The following is a 15,773-nucleotide window of genomic DNA, read 5'->3' as shown; positions in this document are numbered from 1 at the left end:
TCCAATCGTGACTGCGGCCCGCGTCGGATGCGAACCGTCACCATCAGCCTCGCCGTCTCCGCTGTTCCGCGAATCCGCCCCGCGGAGTGAATCGCCGTACTCCGGCGGGAGCAGCAGTGGCCGAGCGGGCTACGCTCACTGCCACCCCGGCTGCACGAGACCGCTCTCGTACGCCAGAACCACCAGGTGCACCCTGTCGCGCGCATCCAGTTTCTGCATGATGCGGGACACGTGCGTCTTCGCGGTCAGCGGGCTGAGGAAGAGCCGCTCGCCGATCTCGCCGTTGCTGAGTCCCTGGCCGACCAGGGCGAGCACCTCGCGCTCGCGCTCGGTGAGCGCGTCGAGCGCCGTGGTCGGCGGTGCAGGGCGCAGCCCGCCGGCGACGCGCTCCAGCAGCCGCCGGGTGACGCCGGGCGACAGCAGCGCATCCCCCGCCGCCGCGACCCGCACGGCCCGGATCAGGTCGACCGGCTCCGTGTCCTTCACCAGGAAGCCGCTCGCGCCCGCCGTGATGGCCTGCGCCACGTACTCGTCCAGCTCGAAGGTGGTCACGATCACGATGTGCGTGCCACCCAGCTCGGGGTCGCGCACGATCTCCTCCGTCGCCCACAGCCCGTCGCCGTCCGGCATCCGGATGTCCATGAGCACCACATCCGGATGCTGCTGCTTCACCAGGGCCACGGCGTCTCTGCCCGTCGCCGCCTCGCCGACGACGTCGATACCGTCCTCCGCTTCGAGCAGCGCCCGGAAGCCCGCGCGGACGAGGTGCTGGTCGTCGGCCAGGAGCACCCGGATCACGGGGTCGCCGCCGTGCGGATCGGGATGCGGGCGGTCACGGTGACGCCTCTAGTCGCCCCTGCGGGACCGCCGGGCACCGCTTCGAACCGGCCGCCGAGCAGTTCGGCGCGTTCGCGCATCCCGAGCACGCCCTTGCCTCCCGGCTCCTCGATGCCCTCCGGAAGTCCCCGGCCGTCGTCGGCGACGGAGACGATGTAGTCGCGGTCGTCCTGGCGCAGCGAGACGTTCACGGTGCTCGCCTGGGCGTGACGCCCGACGTTGGTCAGCGACTCCTGCACGATCCGGTAGATCGCGAGCTGGATGGCGGGAGCGGGAACGCTGCTGAGCGCGTTGTCGTAGCGGACGTCGAGCCCTGCGCGCTGGTAGGTATCCACCAGCGACGGGATGCGGTCGATGTCCGGCTCGGGGGCGCGCGCGGCGCCGTCGCCCTCCGACCGCAGGAAGCCGAGCACGCCGCGCACCTCCTCGAGGGCCTGACTGCTGGTGGCCTTGATCGCCTCCAGGCTCTCCCTTGCCTTCTCCGGCCGGGAATCGAACAGGTGAAGGCCGACCCCTGCCTGCACGCTGATCTGCGACAGAGAGTGCGCGAGCACGTCGTGCAGCTCCCTGGCGATGCGCAGACGCTCGGCCTCCGCGGCGCTCTCCCGCCGCGCGGCGATCGTCCGCGACAGTTCCCGGTAGCGGTCGCGCCTGTTCCGGATGGCCTCCCCGACGCCGACGAGCAGCAGCAGGATGAGCGCGACGATCAACGGCCGGATGCTCGCGGTCGGCTGGGCGCTCAGCAGGTACGCCGCGAGCGGGCCGAGCACGGCCAGCCCGGCGAGCGTCCCCCACGCCCAGACCCTCGCGCCGCGCACGACGGCGCTCACCACCGCGAGGGCGAGCGGGACGGCCGCGAACGGCGGTCCGGCGCTGACCGCGATGGCCGGGGCGCAGAGCAGGCCGATCACGGCCACCACGACCCCGGGATGCTCGCGGGCGGCGAGGAGGACGAACGACGCAGCGAAGGCGACGAGCACGAAGACCAGGGAGAGCGCATCCTGGCGCGCGTCGTGCAGGGCGATGATGACGCCGGGCACCTGGATGATCGCGGACAGGATCACCGGGAACCAGCGGGCCGCCGGCGGCCGGGGCCGGTTGGCCCAGCCGCGTTCGGCGCGCGAGAGCCGCGCTTGCTCGTCCGCGGTCCAGGCCATCCGTCCATGCTAACGAGCGCACCTGGGCGCCACGACCGCCGGTGGGAGGTTCACGGGTACTCCCCCGGGAGTACACACCCGCCGGCGCGTATGCCGTCGCGGACATACACGCGTGCGGAAACGAGGAAACCTCCGGACTTCCGTGGAAGTCCGGAGGTTTCACTGCTCTGGATACTGCTCCCCGAGATGGACTCGAACCATCAACCTGCCGGTTAACAGCCGGCTGCTCTGCCAATTGAGCTATCGAGGAATGCTTGAATCAGCGTAGCTACTCTAGCAAGGAATCATTGCCCCACAAAAATCGAGCGTGACGCCCGCGCGCGTCGCGGCCGATCGGCGTCGACGGTCAGTAGCCTTCGGCGGGATCGACCACCCCGACGAACCGTCCGTCGTCGAGGAAGGCGCGCACGTTCAGCCGGATGCGCTCCGCCAGCAGCGGCGCCGTCATCTCCGGCGTGTCCGCCTGGTGCGGGGTGATCAGGCAGTTCGGCTCGTCCCAGAGCGGGTGGCCGTCCGGGAGCGGCTCCGGGTCCGTGACGTCGATCCCCGCCCCGGCAATCGTGCCGTCGGCGAGGGCCGTCACGAGTGCGTCGCTGTCGACCAGCCCGCCGCGCGCGATGTTCACCAGATACGCGGTGTCCTTCATCGCGGCGAACTCCGGAGCGCCGAACAGGTGCCTGGTGCCGCCGGTGAGGGCTGCGGCGACCACCACGACGTCCGCGTCCGGCAGCACATCGCCGAGCCGGTCGGCGGTCACCGTGCTGGACGCCCCGGCGACGGGCTCCGGCGATCGGCGGACGGTGGTGATGTCCGCGCCGAACGGTTCGAGCAGCCGGATGAGCTCCAGCGCGATTCCGCCGGCCCCGACGATCACCACGCGCAGCCCGTAGAGCGACCTGCCCTCCTGCTCGGTGGCCCAGGAGCGGGCGACGACGCGCTTCGGCAGCACCCGCAGCAGGGCGAGAGTGAGCGCGAGGGCGTGCTCGGCGACCGGCTGGGCGTACGCGCCCTTGGCGCTCGTCCAGAGCAGGCCCGGCCTGTCCTCGGCGGCAAGCACATCGGCGAACGCGTCGACCCCGGCGTACGGCAGCTGCACCCAGCCGATCTGTGGATGCGTCTTCAGCACGTCGGCGAGACCGTGCGCATCCCGGTAGGTGAGCCACACCAGGCCGCGCGTCTCGTCGGAGAGCTCTGCGACCGTGCCTCCCCCGGCGTGCACGGCGTCGACGAACGTCTGCTCCGGCTCCGGCAGGACGGCGATGGGGCCGGGCTCCGGCCGCCGGTCCGCAGGCACCGGATCTGCGTCGACGGCGAGGACGGCGCGGTGCTGCTGTGCTGCCTGGCCTGCCTGAGCGGACTTGGCTGACTGGGCGGACGCTGATCCTGTCATCGGTTCTTCTCCGTACGTCTCGTGCGACGCTCGGTGCGCCGCTGCGGTGGTTTGAGTGCCTTCGCGAGCCCGTCGACGAAGGGATGCTGCGGGTCGGCGAGCACGTCCTCGATCGGCCCGTAGCCGACGACGCGGCCGCCCTGCAGCACGATCGTGTTGTCGCTCGCCCGACGCAGCACGGACAGGTCGTGGCTGACGATCACGGCGGAGAACCCCTCGTGGTCGCGCAGCTGCGCGAGCAGGTCGATCACCGCATCCCGCACGGTCGCGTCGATGCCCGCGGTCGGCTCGTCGGCGACGAGCACGGACGGCCCGAGCACCAGGGCGCGGGCCAGGGCGACACGCTGCCGCTGACCGGCGCTCAGCTCGTACGGGTACTTGCTCAGCACGCTCAGCGGCAGGTGGACGGTGTCGAGCATCGTCGCCGCCCGGGCGCCGGCCGCCCTCCTGCTGTAGTGCTCGTCGCGCTCGAAGATCGGCAGAGCGACGTTGTCGGAGATGGTGAGCGACGGCTCGAGCGTGTTCGCCGCATCCTGTGCCAGGTAGCCGACGTGGAAGGTGACCTCGGCCAGGTCGCGCTTCTTCGCCTTGCGGAGCGACTTGCCGAGCACGGTGGCGTCTCCCCCGCTGATCCTCGGACCGGGCTCAGAGGCGCGCAGCGGCAGGCCGCGTCCAGCCAGGATCGCCGCCAGCGTCGACTTGCCGGAGCCCGTCTCGCCGAGCACGCCGAGCACCTCCCCCGTCTCCACGCGGACGTTGATTCCGCGGAGGGCGACGCAGGAGGCGCTCGGGCCCCGCGCTGGGTATTCGACGGACAGGTCGCTGACGACGATGGCGGGGTTGGAACTCACACAACGACCCTAGGCGCTCTCCGCCCGCAAAACGCGCAGCGCCTCCCGCCGGTCGGCCTGTTCGACCGGGTCCGGCACCGGAAGGGATGCGAGGAGCCGCTGCGTGTACGCCTGCTGCGGGTTGCCGAGCACCTGCGCTCCCGTCCCCTCCTCCACCAACTTGCCGCGGTGCAGCACCGCGATGCGGTCGGCCAGCAGGTCGACTACGGCGAGGTCGTGGCTGATGAACAGGGCGGCGAAGCCGAACTCCTTCTGCAGCTCGGCGAACAGCTCGAGCACGCGCGCCTGCACGGACACGTCGAGCGCCGAGGTCGGCTCGTCCGCGATCAGGAGGGTCGGTTCGAGCGCGAGGGCGCGCGCGAGGCTGGCGCGCTGACGCTGGCCACCGCTCAGCTCGTGCGGGAACCGGTCGCCGTAGCTCTTCGGCAGCTGCACGGCCTCCAGCAGGTCGTCCACCCTGCCCCGCGCATCCGACGGGCTGGATGCGCGCCCGTGCACCACGAGCGGCTCAGCGACGCAGTCCGCGATGGTCAGCAGCGGGTTGAAGCTCGACGCCGGGTCCTGGAAGACGAATCCGATGTCGCTGCGGACCGGCTTGAACTGCCGTTCCTTCACGCCGTTCATCTCGATCCCGAGCACGGAGAGCGATCCGCCGGTGACCTTGTTCAGGCCGCCGATGGCACGCCCGATGGTCGTCTTGCCCGACCCGCTCTCCCCCACGAGGCCGAGCACCTCGCCGGCGCGGATCTCGAAGTCGACGCCGTCGACCGCCACGAACCCGGGCCGCCCGAGCCTGCCGGGGTACTGGATGCGCAGGCCGTCCGCCTTGACCACCGGAACCGCCTTCGCCCAGTCGTCGCCGCGCGACGCCGCCCTGTCCTGCGTGGACGACAGGCCCTGTCCCACCTTCGGAACGGACGCCAGCAGCTTCTTGGTGTAGTCGGCCTGCGGCGACGCGAACAGCGTGCGCGCATCCGCCTCCTCGACCAGCTTGCCCTGGTACATCACGGCCACCCTGTCCGCCAGGTCGGCCACGACGCCCATGTTGTGCGTGATGAGCACGATGGCGGCGCCGAACTCGTCGCGGCAGCGGCGCAGCAGGTCGAGGATCTCGGCCTGCACCGTCACATCCAGTGCCGTCGTCGGTTCGTCCGCGACGATCAGGCCCGGGTTCAGCACCAGTGCCATCGCGATGACGATGCGCTGCTTCTGGCCGCCGGAGAACTGGTGCGGGTAGTACTTCACCCGCTTCTCCGGCTCCGGGATGCCCACGCGTTCGAGGATCTCGATCGCCTGCTGCTGAGCGGCCTTCTTGGAGATGTTGCTGTGGGCGCGCAGGCCCTCCGCGATCTGCCAGCCCACCGGATACACCGGGTTGAGAGCGGTGGACGGCTCCTGGAACACCATCGCGACATCCGTGCCGCGCACCTCGCGGAGCTGGCGCTTGCTGAGGCTGATCACGTCGGCCTCGCTCTGGCCGTCCCTGCTGCGCAGGATGACGGCGCCGGAAGCGGTCGCGGTCTCCGGGAGCAGCCCGAGGATGGTCTTGGCCGTGACGGTCTTGCCGCTTCCGGACTCTCCGACGATCGCCAGCACCTCGCCGGGGGCGACGCGCAGGCTCACGTCGTCGACCGCCTTGACGGCGCCGGCGTCGGTGGAGAACGAGACCATCAGGTTGTCGATCTGTACGACGTCGCTCATGGCTTGACCTCGATTCCGTGTTCGTCGAATGATTCCCCGCCCTCGAGGCCGTCGACCCCGCCCGGTCCGGCGGAGAGCGTGCCCCCGGGGACCACGGAGGTCTCGGCCACCAGGCCGGACGCCTTGGCGACGGCCCTGCGGCCGCGCAGGCGCGGGTCGGCCAGGTCGTTCAGGCTCTCGCCGACGAGCGTGATGCCGAGCACCACCAGCACGATGGCGACGCCGGGGAACACCGAGGTCCACCAGATTCCGCTCGTCACGTCGGACAGCGCCTTGTTGAGGTCGTAGCCCCACTCGGCTGCGGCGGTCGGCTCGATGCCGAAGCCGAGGAAGCCGAGGCCCGCGAGCGTCAGGATCGCCTCCGACGAGTTCAGGGTGAAGATCAGCGGCAGCGTGCGGGTGGAGTTCCGCAGCACGTGGCGGAACATGATGCGGGTGTTGCTCGCACCGACCACCTTCGCGGACTCGACGTACGCCTCCGCCTTGATCCGCACGGCCTCCGCACGGATCACCCGGAAGTACTGCGGGATGAACACGACGGTGATCGAGATCGCCGCAGCCAGGATGCCGCCCCACAGGTTCGACTGGCCGCCCGAGATCACGATGGCCATCACGATGGCGAGCAGCAGAGACGGGAACGCGTAGATCGCGTCGCAGACCACCACGAGCACCCTGTCCAGCCAGCCGCCGAGGTAGCCGGAGACCAGGCCGAGGAAGATGCCGATGAAGATCGACAGGATCACCGCGACGATGATCACCGAGATCGCGGTCTGCGCGCCCCAGATGGTGCGCGAGAACACGTCGTAGCCGCCGACCGTGGTGCCCCAGATGTGGGCGCCGTTCGGCGGCTGCTGCGAACCGAACTGGCCGTTCGCATCCCGCAGCTGCGCGAAACCGTACGGCGCGATCAGCGGGGCGAAGATGGCGACCAGGATGAAGATGCCGGTGATGACGAGGCCGGCCACGAGCATCCCGCGCTGCAGGCCGACGCTCTGCCGGAGCTGGTGGACGATGGGCAGCCTGTCCATGATGCTGCGCTTGGCCATCTCAGTACCTCACTCTCGGGTCGATGAGCGCCGCGATCACGTCGACGATGAAGTTCGTGAGCGCCACCACCACGGCCAGCAGGGCGACCATGCCCTGCACGGCCACGAAGTCGCGCGCCTGCAGGTAGTGCGCCAGCTGGAAGCCGAGGCCCTTCCACTCGAAGGTGGTCTCGGTCAGCACCGCTCCGCCGAGGAGCAGCGCGATCTGCAGGCCGATGACCGTGATGATCGGGATGAGGGCGGGCCGGTACGCGTGCTTGCGCACGAGCCGGTACTCGCTCACTCCGCGCGACCTCGCCGCATCCACGTAGTCGGTGGAGAGCGTGCCGATCACGTTCGTGCGCACCAGGCGGAGGAAGACGCCGGCGGTGAGCAGGCCGAGGGCGACCGCGGGCAGGATCGCGTGCATGAGCACGTCGCTGACCACCGCGGGATCGCCGGTCTGGAACGCGTCGATCAGGTAGATGCCCGTCTTGTTGGGCAGCAGTTGCATCTCCAGCTCGGAGCTGGTGGATGCGCGGCCTGCGACAGGAAGCCAGTTCAGCCAGATCGAGAACACCAGCTTGAGCAGCATGCCGGCGAAGAACACCGGCGTCGCGTAGCAGAGGATCGCGAAGACGCGGAGGGACGCATCCTGGCCCTTGTCGCGGAAGTACGCGGCGACCATGCCGAGCGGGATTCCGACGATGAACGCGACGATGAGCGCGTAGAACGCGAGCTCCAGCGTCGCCGCCCCGTAGGTGAGCAGGATCTGGGTGACCGGCTGGTGGTCGGTGAAGCTCGTGCCGAAGTCGCCCCTCAGGATCTGCCCGAGGTAGTCGAAGTACTGCACGATGAGCGGCCGGTCGTATCCGGCCTCGTGGATGCGCTGCTGCAGCTGCGCGGGAGGCAGCTTGCCGCCGAGCGCCGCGGTGATGGGGTCACCGGTCGAGCGCATCAGGAAGAAGACGAGGGTGACGAGGATGAAGATCGTCGGGATGATGAGGACGGCACGGACCACGAGGTAACGGCCGAGACCGCCCCCCGATCGTCGCTGCTTCGTCTTCGCTTGTTCTGGCGCGGGCGCTCCGGGCGCGGCCGCACCGGTGACAGTGAATGTCATGGGAGCCAATCGTGGGTGATTCGAGAGCGGGGGCGGACCGCACGCTGCGGTCCGCCCCCCGGTTCGGCTAGCCGGCTAGCCTCGGCTGTCAGCCCTTGGAAAGGGCAGCGTAGCGGAACTTGAACGACGGGTCGAGCGTCTTGTCCGTGCCGTTCACGGTCTTTCCGACCACGGCGACCTGTGCGCCCTGCAGCAGCGGCAGAGTGGACAGGTCGGCTCCGACCTTCGCCTGGATCTCTTCGATCAGCTTGGTGCGCGCAGCGGCGTCGGTCTCGCCGAGCTGCTTCTCGATGAGGGCCTGGACCTCCGGGTTGTCGTAGTGGTTCGCAAGGAAGTTCTCCTTGATGAAGAACGGCGACAGGTAGTTGTCCGCGTCGGAGTAGTCCGGGAACCAGCCGAGCTGGTACGCCGGGTACACGTCGGCGGTGCGGTCCTTGGAGTACTGGACCCACTCGGTGGACTGCAGGTTGACCTTGAACAGGCCGCCGGCTTCCAGCTGCTCCTTGACCAGGGCGTACTCGTCACCGGAGGACGGGCCGTAGTGGTCGGGGCTGTACTGGAGGTTCAGCGCGACGGGCGTGGTGACGCCTGCTGCCTGGAGGGCCGCCTTCGCCTTGTCGAGGCTCGGTCCGCCGTTTCCGTCGCCGTAGAGGTCCTTGAGCACGGTAGTCGCGCCGGTCAGGCCCTGGGGCACGTAGGAGTAGAGCGGCGTGTACGTGTCCTTGTACACCTGCTTGGCGATGGTCTCGCGGTCGACGAGGTCGGCGGCCGCCTGACGGACGGCGAGCGACTTCTTCGCGTCGGCCTCCGGCGTGGTCGCGCCGTACGGCATGGTGTTGAAGTTGAACACGATGTAGCGGGTCTCGCCACCCGGTCCCTTCACGACCTTGACGTTCTTGTCGCCGGAGAGGCTGTCGATGTCGGTCGCCGTGAGGCTGCGGAACGCGACGTCGATCGCGCCCTTCTGGATGTCGAGCTTGAGGTTCGACGACTCGGCGTAGTACTTGACGTTCACCTTGTCGGTGGCCGCCTTGCCGAGAAGACCCTTGTAGTCCGGGTTCGCCTTGTACGCGATCAGGTTGTTGAAGTCGTAGCTGGTGATGTCGTACTGGCCGGCGAACGCGTGGCCCTTGACGATGGTCTGGTCCGGCGTCACCTTGTCGGCGGAGAAGACCTGCTCGTCGACGATCGGGCCTGCCGGGCTCGACAGCACCTGCGCGAAGGTCTGGTCGTTGGCGATCTTGAGCTTGAACACGACCGTGGTCTTGTCCGGCGTCGAGACGCTGTCCAGGTTCGCCAGCAGCGAGGCCGGGCCGTTCGGGTCGTTGATCTTCTTCTGACGGTCGAAGGTGAACTTGACGTCGGAGGAGGTCAGGTCGTGGCCGTTCGCGAACTTGAGTCCGGGCTTCAGCTTCACCGTGTACTCGTTCGGCGAGGTGAAGTCGGCGCTCTCGGCGATGTCGGGCTTCACATCCGGGCTGCCGTACGGCGAGTTCAGGAGGAACGGGTAAACCTGGTTCATCACGGCGAACGAACCGTTGTCGTACGAACCGGCCGGGTCGATCGAGGTGATCTTGTCCGTCGTTCCGATGGTCAGTGCTCCACCGCCGCCGCTGGAGCCGTTGTTGTTGCTCCCTGAACAGCCGGCGAGCACCAACGCCGTCGCCGCGAGTGCGGCGGACACGGCCAGCAGGCGCTTGCCGCTGATGTGTGCGGATCTCATATCCGAGTACCTCTTCCTGGTGTGGGGTCACCGACTCGGCGCGCAGAGATCTGCAGCTGTGCCGAATCGCGTAGGTATGTCCTAACACGAAATGCGCGCGATCGAGGAATCCTGCTGCACTTCGTAGCGAGATCTTTACGTTAGTGCAACATAACTGCGCTCATGCGCGCACCGTGCACAGGAATCGAGCTTTTGTGCCCTATTCTCCGCGCAACCGCATGCGCTCGGCGTCGATCGACGCCATCGCCACCTGAAGGGAGCGTCGCAGCTCGACCTCCTGCTGGTCGGTGCGGGCGAGGCGGTTGGTCAGCTCCGCCTTCTCCCTGAGCAGGTCGCGGTCGATCAGGCCGTCGACGATCGAGCGGGCGTAGCGCGACACGTCGCCCGCCGCCTGCGGCAGGGCGGCAACGGCGAGGGCGTTCACGGTGGGACCGTAGCCCTGTGGGACCTCCGCCATCACCCTGTCGACCCAGCCAGGATCGGTCATGGTCGTGAGCTGGCTGGCGATCGCATCCCGGATCACGGCGTGCGTCGGATTCACGAACGGCACCTGCACGGCGCGGGCCGCCCGTTCCTGGCCGACCTCGGCGGGTAGCTGCAGCATCACCATCAGCGACTCGCGCTCCGTGCGCTGGGTGGGATCGCGGAGGTCGGCCTGCTGCACGACCGGTATGGATGCTGCTCCGTCGGCCTGGCCGTTGCCCGCGCCGTTCGCGTTGCCGCTGCCGCCCTGACCGCTGCCCGCCTGGCCGCGGTCGGCCTGGCCGCGCTGCTCGGCCCTCTGCTCTCCCCTGCGGGCCGCCTGGACGGCGCGGAGGGTGTCCTGGAGGTCGGCGCCGGAGAGCCGGGCAAGTTCGCGGGCGTAGCCGTTCTGCGACGCTGGGTCGCGGATGGTGGCGACGATGGGCGCCCCACTGCGCATGGCGGAGGTGCGGCCCTCGACGGTGTCGAGGTCGTACTTCTCGACGACCTGCCTGATCATGAACTCGAACATCGGCTTCTTGGCGTCGATCATCCGGCGCACGGCGTCGTCGCCCTTGGCGAGGCGCAGGTCGCAGGGGTCGAGGCCCTCCGGACCGACGGCGACGTAGGTCTGGGCGGAAAACCGCTGCTCTTCGCCGAACGCGCGCGTCGCGGCTTTCTGGCCGGCCGCATCCGGGTCGAAGGTGAAGATGACGGAGCCCTGGCTGTTGTCGTCGCCCATGATGCGCCGGATGACCTTGATGTGGTCGACGCCGAACGCGGTTCCGCAGGTGGCGACGGCGGTGGTGATGCCCGCGAGGTGGCAGGCCATCACGTCCGTGTAGCCCTCGACGACGACCACCTGGTCGAGCTTGGACACGTCCCGCTTGGCGAGGTCGAGCCCGTAGAGCACCTGGGCCTTCTTGTAGACCGGCGTCTCCGGGGTGTTGAGGTATTTGGGGCCCTTGTCGTCGTCGAGCAGACGGCGCGCGCCGAACCCGATGGTCTGACCGGTGACGTCCCGGATGGGCCAGATCAGCCGCCCGCGGAACCGGTCGTAGACGCCGCGGTCGCCTTGCGAGACCAGCCCGGCGGTGGTGAGTTCCTCCGTGGTGAAGCCTTTGCTGCGCAGGTGCTTGGTGAGCTCGTCCCAGCTTTTCGGCGCGAAGCCGACCCCGAACCGGCCGGCGGCGATAGCGTCGAAGCCGCGCTCCCCCAGGAACCGGCGGCCGATCTCGGCCTCCGGAGAGCCGAGCTTGCTGCGGAAGAACTCCTCCGCCGCGCCGTTGGCGGCCAGGATGCGCGCCCGGTTGCCGTGCTCGGACGGCCCGCCCGTGCCGTCTTCGTAGCGCAGCTGGTAGCCGATCCGCGCCGCCAGCCGCTCGACGGCCTCGGTGAACGAGACGTGGTCCAGCTTCTGCAGGAACTCGTAGACGTCGCCGCCCTCACCGCAGCCGAAGCAGTGGTACCGGCCGACGGCGGACCGGACGGTGAAGCTGGGACTCTTCTCGTCGTGGAACGGGCACAGCCCTTTCAGCGATCCGACGCCGGCGGACTTGAGGCTCACGTAGTCGCCGACGATGTCGGCGATGTTGGTGCGGGCTTTGACCTCTTCGATGTCACTCTGTCGAATTCGGCCGGCCATACAACGATTCTAGTGATCCGCGCCGACTCTCCGGTCGCGTCGCTGTCAGTCGCGCTGCTTGGACCGTTTCCGCGTGTTCTGCGCGATCTCGATGATGGCGACGAACACTTCGATCCCGACCCTCAGCAGCAGCACGCTCAGCATGGCGCCGACGAGCGTGATGATGACGCCGAACAGGAACACGAACGCGCCGACGAAGGAGTGCGTGCCGATGGCGAGCGTGAGGCTGTAGATCAGCGACAGCAGCGTGCTCAGCCCGATCAGCACGAGCCCGACGACGTAGACGGGCCCTGCCAGCTTCCTGGTGACGTAGTTCGTGAACGTGAAGTCGAACAGCGACGAGAAGAACCGGGTGTCATCGAGCCGGTCGGCAAAGTCGGTGACGGTGCGCCCGTGCGCGGCGGAGGGTGCGCCCGCGCCTGCGCCCGAGCCCGGGGTGGGCGGGGGGTAAGTGCCGCCGGTGGGGCCGGTGGGAGGGATGGGTGGAGCCGGAGGCGCGGGAGGTGTGGTTCCGGGGGTGAAGGGCGGCTCGGCTACGGTCGCCTCCGGGAGACGGACGGTCTCGGCGGTGGGTTCGGCGGTGGCGGCGGGCGCGGTGGGACTTACCACCGGCGTTGCTTCGACAGCGGGGGTGGGCTCAACGGTCGCCGTGGGCTCCATCACTGCGGTGGGGTCGACAGCGCCCAGGACAGGCTGGTCGGCAGCGGCAGGCGCGTCGGCGCCTGGAGCACTGGTCACGGATGGCGAAGCCTCAGCCTCGGACAGCGGCTCGACGGGCGACGACGAGGTGTCGGCGATGGGGTTCGCGGCGCCGAGCGCAGCATCCATGATCGAGGGAGCCTCGCCCTGGGGCGCTGCCGGAGCCGGCTTGTTCGCGGCGGCACGCCTGCTGCGCGTGGCGGACGGCACCTTCGCGGCCGCTGGCTTCGCCGTGGCAGGCTTCGCCGTGGCAGGCTTCGCCGTGGCAGGCTTTGCCGTTGCGGACTTCGCGGCCGCCGGCTTCGCAGCCGCGGAGGCTTTCGCGCCGGTGGCCGGTCTGGCCGACGAGGCGCGCGGCGTGGTGGTTTTCGAGGCAGGAGTCGGCGGCGTCACCGTCGACGGCGTCGTCGGCTCGGGCGCGCCCGCCGCACGCGCCGTCGTCTTCGGCGTGGTGGCGCGCGGGGCCCGGGGTGCTCGCTTGGCGGGCGCCGGGGTGGTGGCATCGGGTGGGGTCGGCTGGTCGCCGTCCGCCGGGGGTAGTGGGGTGCTCATCTTTTCCTCTCGATGCCGAGAACACCAGCATTCTGCACTGGGGTCGGCGTTTCAAGCCCGCTGAGTGAACTCATCGGCGACTCAGTGCTGCACCAGCCGTTCGTACCAGCTGAGGGCGGACTGGTCAGTGAGGCTGGCGACCTGGTCGACGATCACGCGTTTGCGCTGGGTGTCGTCGTCCGCGTCCTTCCAGTCCTCGGCGAAGCCGGGGTCCAGTTCGGCCGGCCCGCGCGAGTAGAGCAGGTCGGCGAGGGTGGTGAGGATCTGGCGCTGTTGCGCGTAGATCGGCTGCCGGGTGTTCCGTGACATCACGAACGTGGCGACGATGCCCTTGAGCACCGCGATCTCGGCCTGGATGGCGGACGGGACGACCACGTCCGCACCGAACCGGATGAGGTCCGTGCTGCCCGACGTCTCCTTCGTGGCGTGCACAGCGGCGTGGGCGAACCGGCCGATCAGCTGGCTGGTGAGGTTCTTCAGCCTGGCCTGCGACCGGCGGCTGCCGTCCCACCCGTCGAGCCAGATGTCGAGGTTGTCGAGCCGGTCGAACGCCGCGATCAGCTCGTCGTGGCTGAACTCTCCGCCGATCCAGTCGTACATCGAGCGCACCAGGTCGTCGTGGTCGACCCTGCTGCCGAGGGCGGCGACGTCGATGTAGCCGTTCACCACGGCGTCCTCGAAGTCGTGCACCGAGTATGCGATGTCGTCGCTGAGGTCCATCACCTGGGCCTCGATGCAGCGCACGCGGTCGGGTGCGCCCGCGCGCATCCACTCGAACACCGCGCGGTCGTCGGCGTAGAAGCCGAACTTGGCTCTGCCGCTCGGGTCGGCGACGGAGGAGCTGTCTGGCCACGGGTACTTGCAGCTGGCGTCGAGGCTGGCCCTGGTGAGGTTGAGCCCGTATGGCCGGCCGTCGCGGCCGAACACCTTGGGCTCCAGCCGGCTGAGCAGCCGCAGCGTCTGCGCATTGCCCTCGAAGCCGCCGATGTCGTCGGCCCAGCTGTTGAGCGCGCGCTCGCCGTTGTGCCCGAACGGCGGGTGGCCGATGTCGTGCGCGAGGCAGGCGGTGTCGACGATGTCTGGATCGAGACCGAGACTGTTCGCCAGCTCCCGGCCGACCTGGGCGACTTCGAGCGAGTGCGTCAGCCGGTTCCTGGCGAAGTCGAGGCCGGCGGTCGGACTGAGCACCTGGGTCTTCGCCGCCAGCCGCCGCAGCGCGCTGGAGTGCAGCAGGCGCGCGCGGTCGCGCGCGAAGTCGCTGCGCCTGCTCGAGTGCTGCTCGGGCAGCCATCGCTCACGATCGTGCTCGCTGTACCCGGACGCCTCCGCCACCTGACCGGACGCGCGGCCGTCGTGACTGTCGTGGCTGTCGTGGCTGTCGTGACTGTGGCCCGCGCCGTGCCCCACCGGACTATCCACCACTGTTGTGCACCTCCGCGTCCGCGACCTCTGCGCGCTCGAACCCGTCGAGGTCGCGGCTGGCGAGCCAGCCGTCCGGCAGCGCCGGCTTCTTCGGGGTGCCTGCACGGCCGCGCTGGCCCTCTGCCGCCTCTCCCGGGTACTCCTGGTCCCAGTCGAGCGTGGCGAGGAGGTCGTCGAGGTGCGCGAGCGTGTCGACCGTGGCGAGGCTCGCCCGCAGGTCGCCGCCCACCGGGTAGCCCTTGAAGTACCAGGCGACGTGCTTGCGGATGTCGCGGCAGCCCCGCTCCTCGCTGCCGAAGAACTCGACGAGCAGCTCGGCGTGCCTGCGGAACGTCGCGGCGACCTGTCCGAGCGAGGGATGCGCCTGCGCCCGCTCCGCCTCGGCGGCGTCGATCTGCCCTGCCCGGGCGCGGAACGCCGCGGCGAGGTCGCCGAACAGCCACGGCCGGCCGAGGCAGCCGCGCCCGACGACGACACCGTCGCACCCGGTCTCCTCGACCATCCGGATGGCGTCGGCCGCCGACCAGATGTCGCCGTTGCCGAGCACGGGGGTGCCGGTGATGGTCTCTTTGAGTTTGGCGATGGCGGACCAGTCCGCGTGGCCGGAGTAGAACTCCGCGGCCGTCCTGGCGTGCAGCGCAATGGAGGCGACTCCCGCGCCCTCCGCGGCCTTCGCCGCTTCGAGGTAGGTGAGGTGGTCGCTGTCGATGCCCTTGCGCATCTTGACCGTGAGCGGGATGGACCCGGCCGCCTCCACAGCTCCCTCGACGATCTCGCGGAACAGCCCGAGCTTCCACGGCAGTGCAGCTCCCCCGCCCTTGCGGGTGACCTTGGGCACCGGGCAGCCGAAGTTGAGGTCGATGTGGTCGGCGCGATCTTCCGCGACCAGCATGGTGACCGCCTCGCGGACGGTCTTCGGGTCGACCCCGTAGAGCTGGATGGAGCGCGGCGTCTCCGACTCGTGATGGGTGATCAGGCGGAGCGATTCCGGGGTGCGCTCGACGAGGGCGCGCGAGGTGATCATCTCGCTCACGTAGAGACCGGCGCCGAATTCGCGGCAGAGCCTGCGGAACGCGGTGTTCGTGATCCCGGCCATCGGCGCCAGCACGACGGGCACGTCGAGGGCCAGCGGACCGATGGTCAGCTGTGGCGCGTGGCTTATCGTTGCTGTAGTAGACATTTCCCC

Annotated in this window: 13 protein-coding genes and 1 tRNA gene; 1 reads left to right on the top strand and 13 read right to left on the bottom strand. The window is 69.4% G+C overall.

The window, feature by feature from the left end:
- Positions 1–135: 135 nt before the first annotated feature.
- From HF024_RS09650 to HF024_RS09600, 11 genes are all read right to left on the bottom strand, one after another.
- Complete coding sequence (locus HF024_RS09650; protein WP_085370850.1) at positions 136–798, bottom strand: response regulator transcription factor; 663 nt, start codon at positions 796–798, stop codon at positions 136–138.
- Positions 795–1,994 carry a sensor histidine kinase gene (locus HF024_RS09645; protein WP_168689407.1) on the bottom strand — a complete coding sequence of 400 codons (1,200 nt, stop codon included), beginning with the start codon at positions 1,992–1,994 and terminating at the stop codon, positions 795–797. The genes HF024_RS09650 and HF024_RS09645 overlap by 4 nt, the downstream gene beginning before the upstream one ends.
- A gap of 177 nt (positions 1,995–2,171) precedes the next feature.
- Positions 2,172–2,244: transfer RNA gene (locus HF024_RS09640), tRNA-Asn, on the bottom strand.
- A 96-nt stretch (positions 2,245–2,340) separates the two neighbouring features.
- Positions 2,341–3,384: a D-isomer specific 2-hydroxyacid dehydrogenase family protein gene (locus HF024_RS09635; RefSeq protein WP_168689406.1), complete on the bottom strand. Its 1,044-nt coding sequence runs from the start codon at positions 3,382–3,384 to the stop codon at positions 2,341–2,343.
- Positions 3,381–4,235 (bottom strand): ATP-binding cassette domain-containing protein, encoded by an 855-nt coding sequence (locus HF024_RS09630; RefSeq protein ID WP_168689405.1) that lies wholly within the window; start codon positions 4,233–4,235, stop codon positions 3,381–3,383. Before HF024_RS09630 ends, HF024_RS09635 begins: the two co-directional genes overlap by 4 nt.
- Positions 4,236–4,244: 9 nt before the next feature.
- A complete protein-coding gene (locus HF024_RS09625; protein ID WP_085370854.1) occupies positions 4,245–5,936 on the bottom strand; it encodes an ABC transporter ATP-binding protein in 1,692 nt (563 codons plus the stop codon).
- The gene (locus tag HF024_RS09620; RefSeq protein WP_085370855.1) at positions 5,933–6,982 is read right to left on the bottom strand and encodes an ABC transporter permease; all 1,050 of its coding nucleotides are present in this window, start codon (positions 6,980–6,982) and stop codon (positions 5,933–5,935) included. Before HF024_RS09620 ends, HF024_RS09625 begins: the two co-directional genes overlap by 4 nt.
- A 1-nt stretch (position 6,983) precedes the next feature.
- Complete coding sequence (locus HF024_RS09615) at positions 6,984–8,084, bottom strand: ABC transporter permease (protein ID WP_085370856.1); 1,101 nt, start codon at positions 8,082–8,084, stop codon at positions 6,984–6,986.
- Positions 8,085–8,172: 88 nt separating this feature from the next.
- Positions 8,173–9,807 (bottom strand): ABC transporter substrate-binding protein, encoded by a 1,635-nt coding sequence (locus HF024_RS09610; RefSeq protein WP_085370857.1) that lies wholly within the window; start codon positions 9,805–9,807, stop codon positions 8,173–8,175.
- Between the two features lie 199 nt (positions 9,808–10,006).
- The gene (gene dnaG / locus HF024_RS09605) at positions 10,007–11,914 is read right to left on the bottom strand and encodes a DNA primase (protein WP_168689404.1); all 1,908 of its coding nucleotides are present in this window, start codon (positions 11,912–11,914) and stop codon (positions 10,007–10,009) included.
- Between the two features lie 45 nt (positions 11,915–11,959).
- Positions 11,960–12,742 carry a DUF4282 domain-containing protein gene (locus tag HF024_RS09600; protein WP_168689403.1) on the bottom strand — a complete coding sequence of 261 codons (783 nt, stop codon included), beginning with the start codon at positions 12,740–12,742 and terminating at the stop codon, positions 11,960–11,962.
- Here HF024_RS09600 and HF024_RS09595 point away from each other — a divergent pair.
- Positions 12,741–13,229 (top strand): hypothetical protein, encoded by a 489-nt coding sequence (locus HF024_RS09595; RefSeq protein WP_168689402.1) that lies wholly within the window; start codon positions 12,741–12,743, stop codon positions 13,227–13,229. The genes HF024_RS09600 and HF024_RS09595 overlap by 2 nt on opposite strands.
- Before the next feature lie 17 nt (positions 13,230–13,246).
- On the opposite strand, the gene HF024_RS09590 is transcribed toward HF024_RS09595, so the two are convergent.
- Positions 13,247–14,497 (bottom strand): deoxyguanosinetriphosphate triphosphohydrolase, encoded by a 1,251-nt coding sequence (locus tag HF024_RS09590; protein WP_168690858.1) that lies wholly within the window; start codon positions 14,495–14,497, stop codon positions 13,247–13,249.
- A 79-nt stretch (positions 14,498–14,576) separates the two neighbouring features.
- The gene (gene dusB / locus HF024_RS09585; protein ID WP_168689401.1) at positions 14,577–15,767 is read right to left on the bottom strand and encodes a tRNA dihydrouridine synthase DusB; all 1,191 of its coding nucleotides are present in this window, start codon (positions 15,765–15,767) and stop codon (positions 14,577–14,579) included.
- Positions 15,768–15,773: the final 6 nt, after the last annotated feature.

It is taken from the genome of Leifsonia sp. PS1209, from assembly GCF_012317045.1.
In the GTDB taxonomy this organism is placed as follows: Bacteria; Actinomycetota; Actinomycetes; order Actinomycetales; family Microbacteriaceae; genus Leifsonia.
The sequence above is the reverse complement of the archived record's forward strand: the minus strand, read 5'-3'. Positions and strand labels throughout refer to the sequence as shown.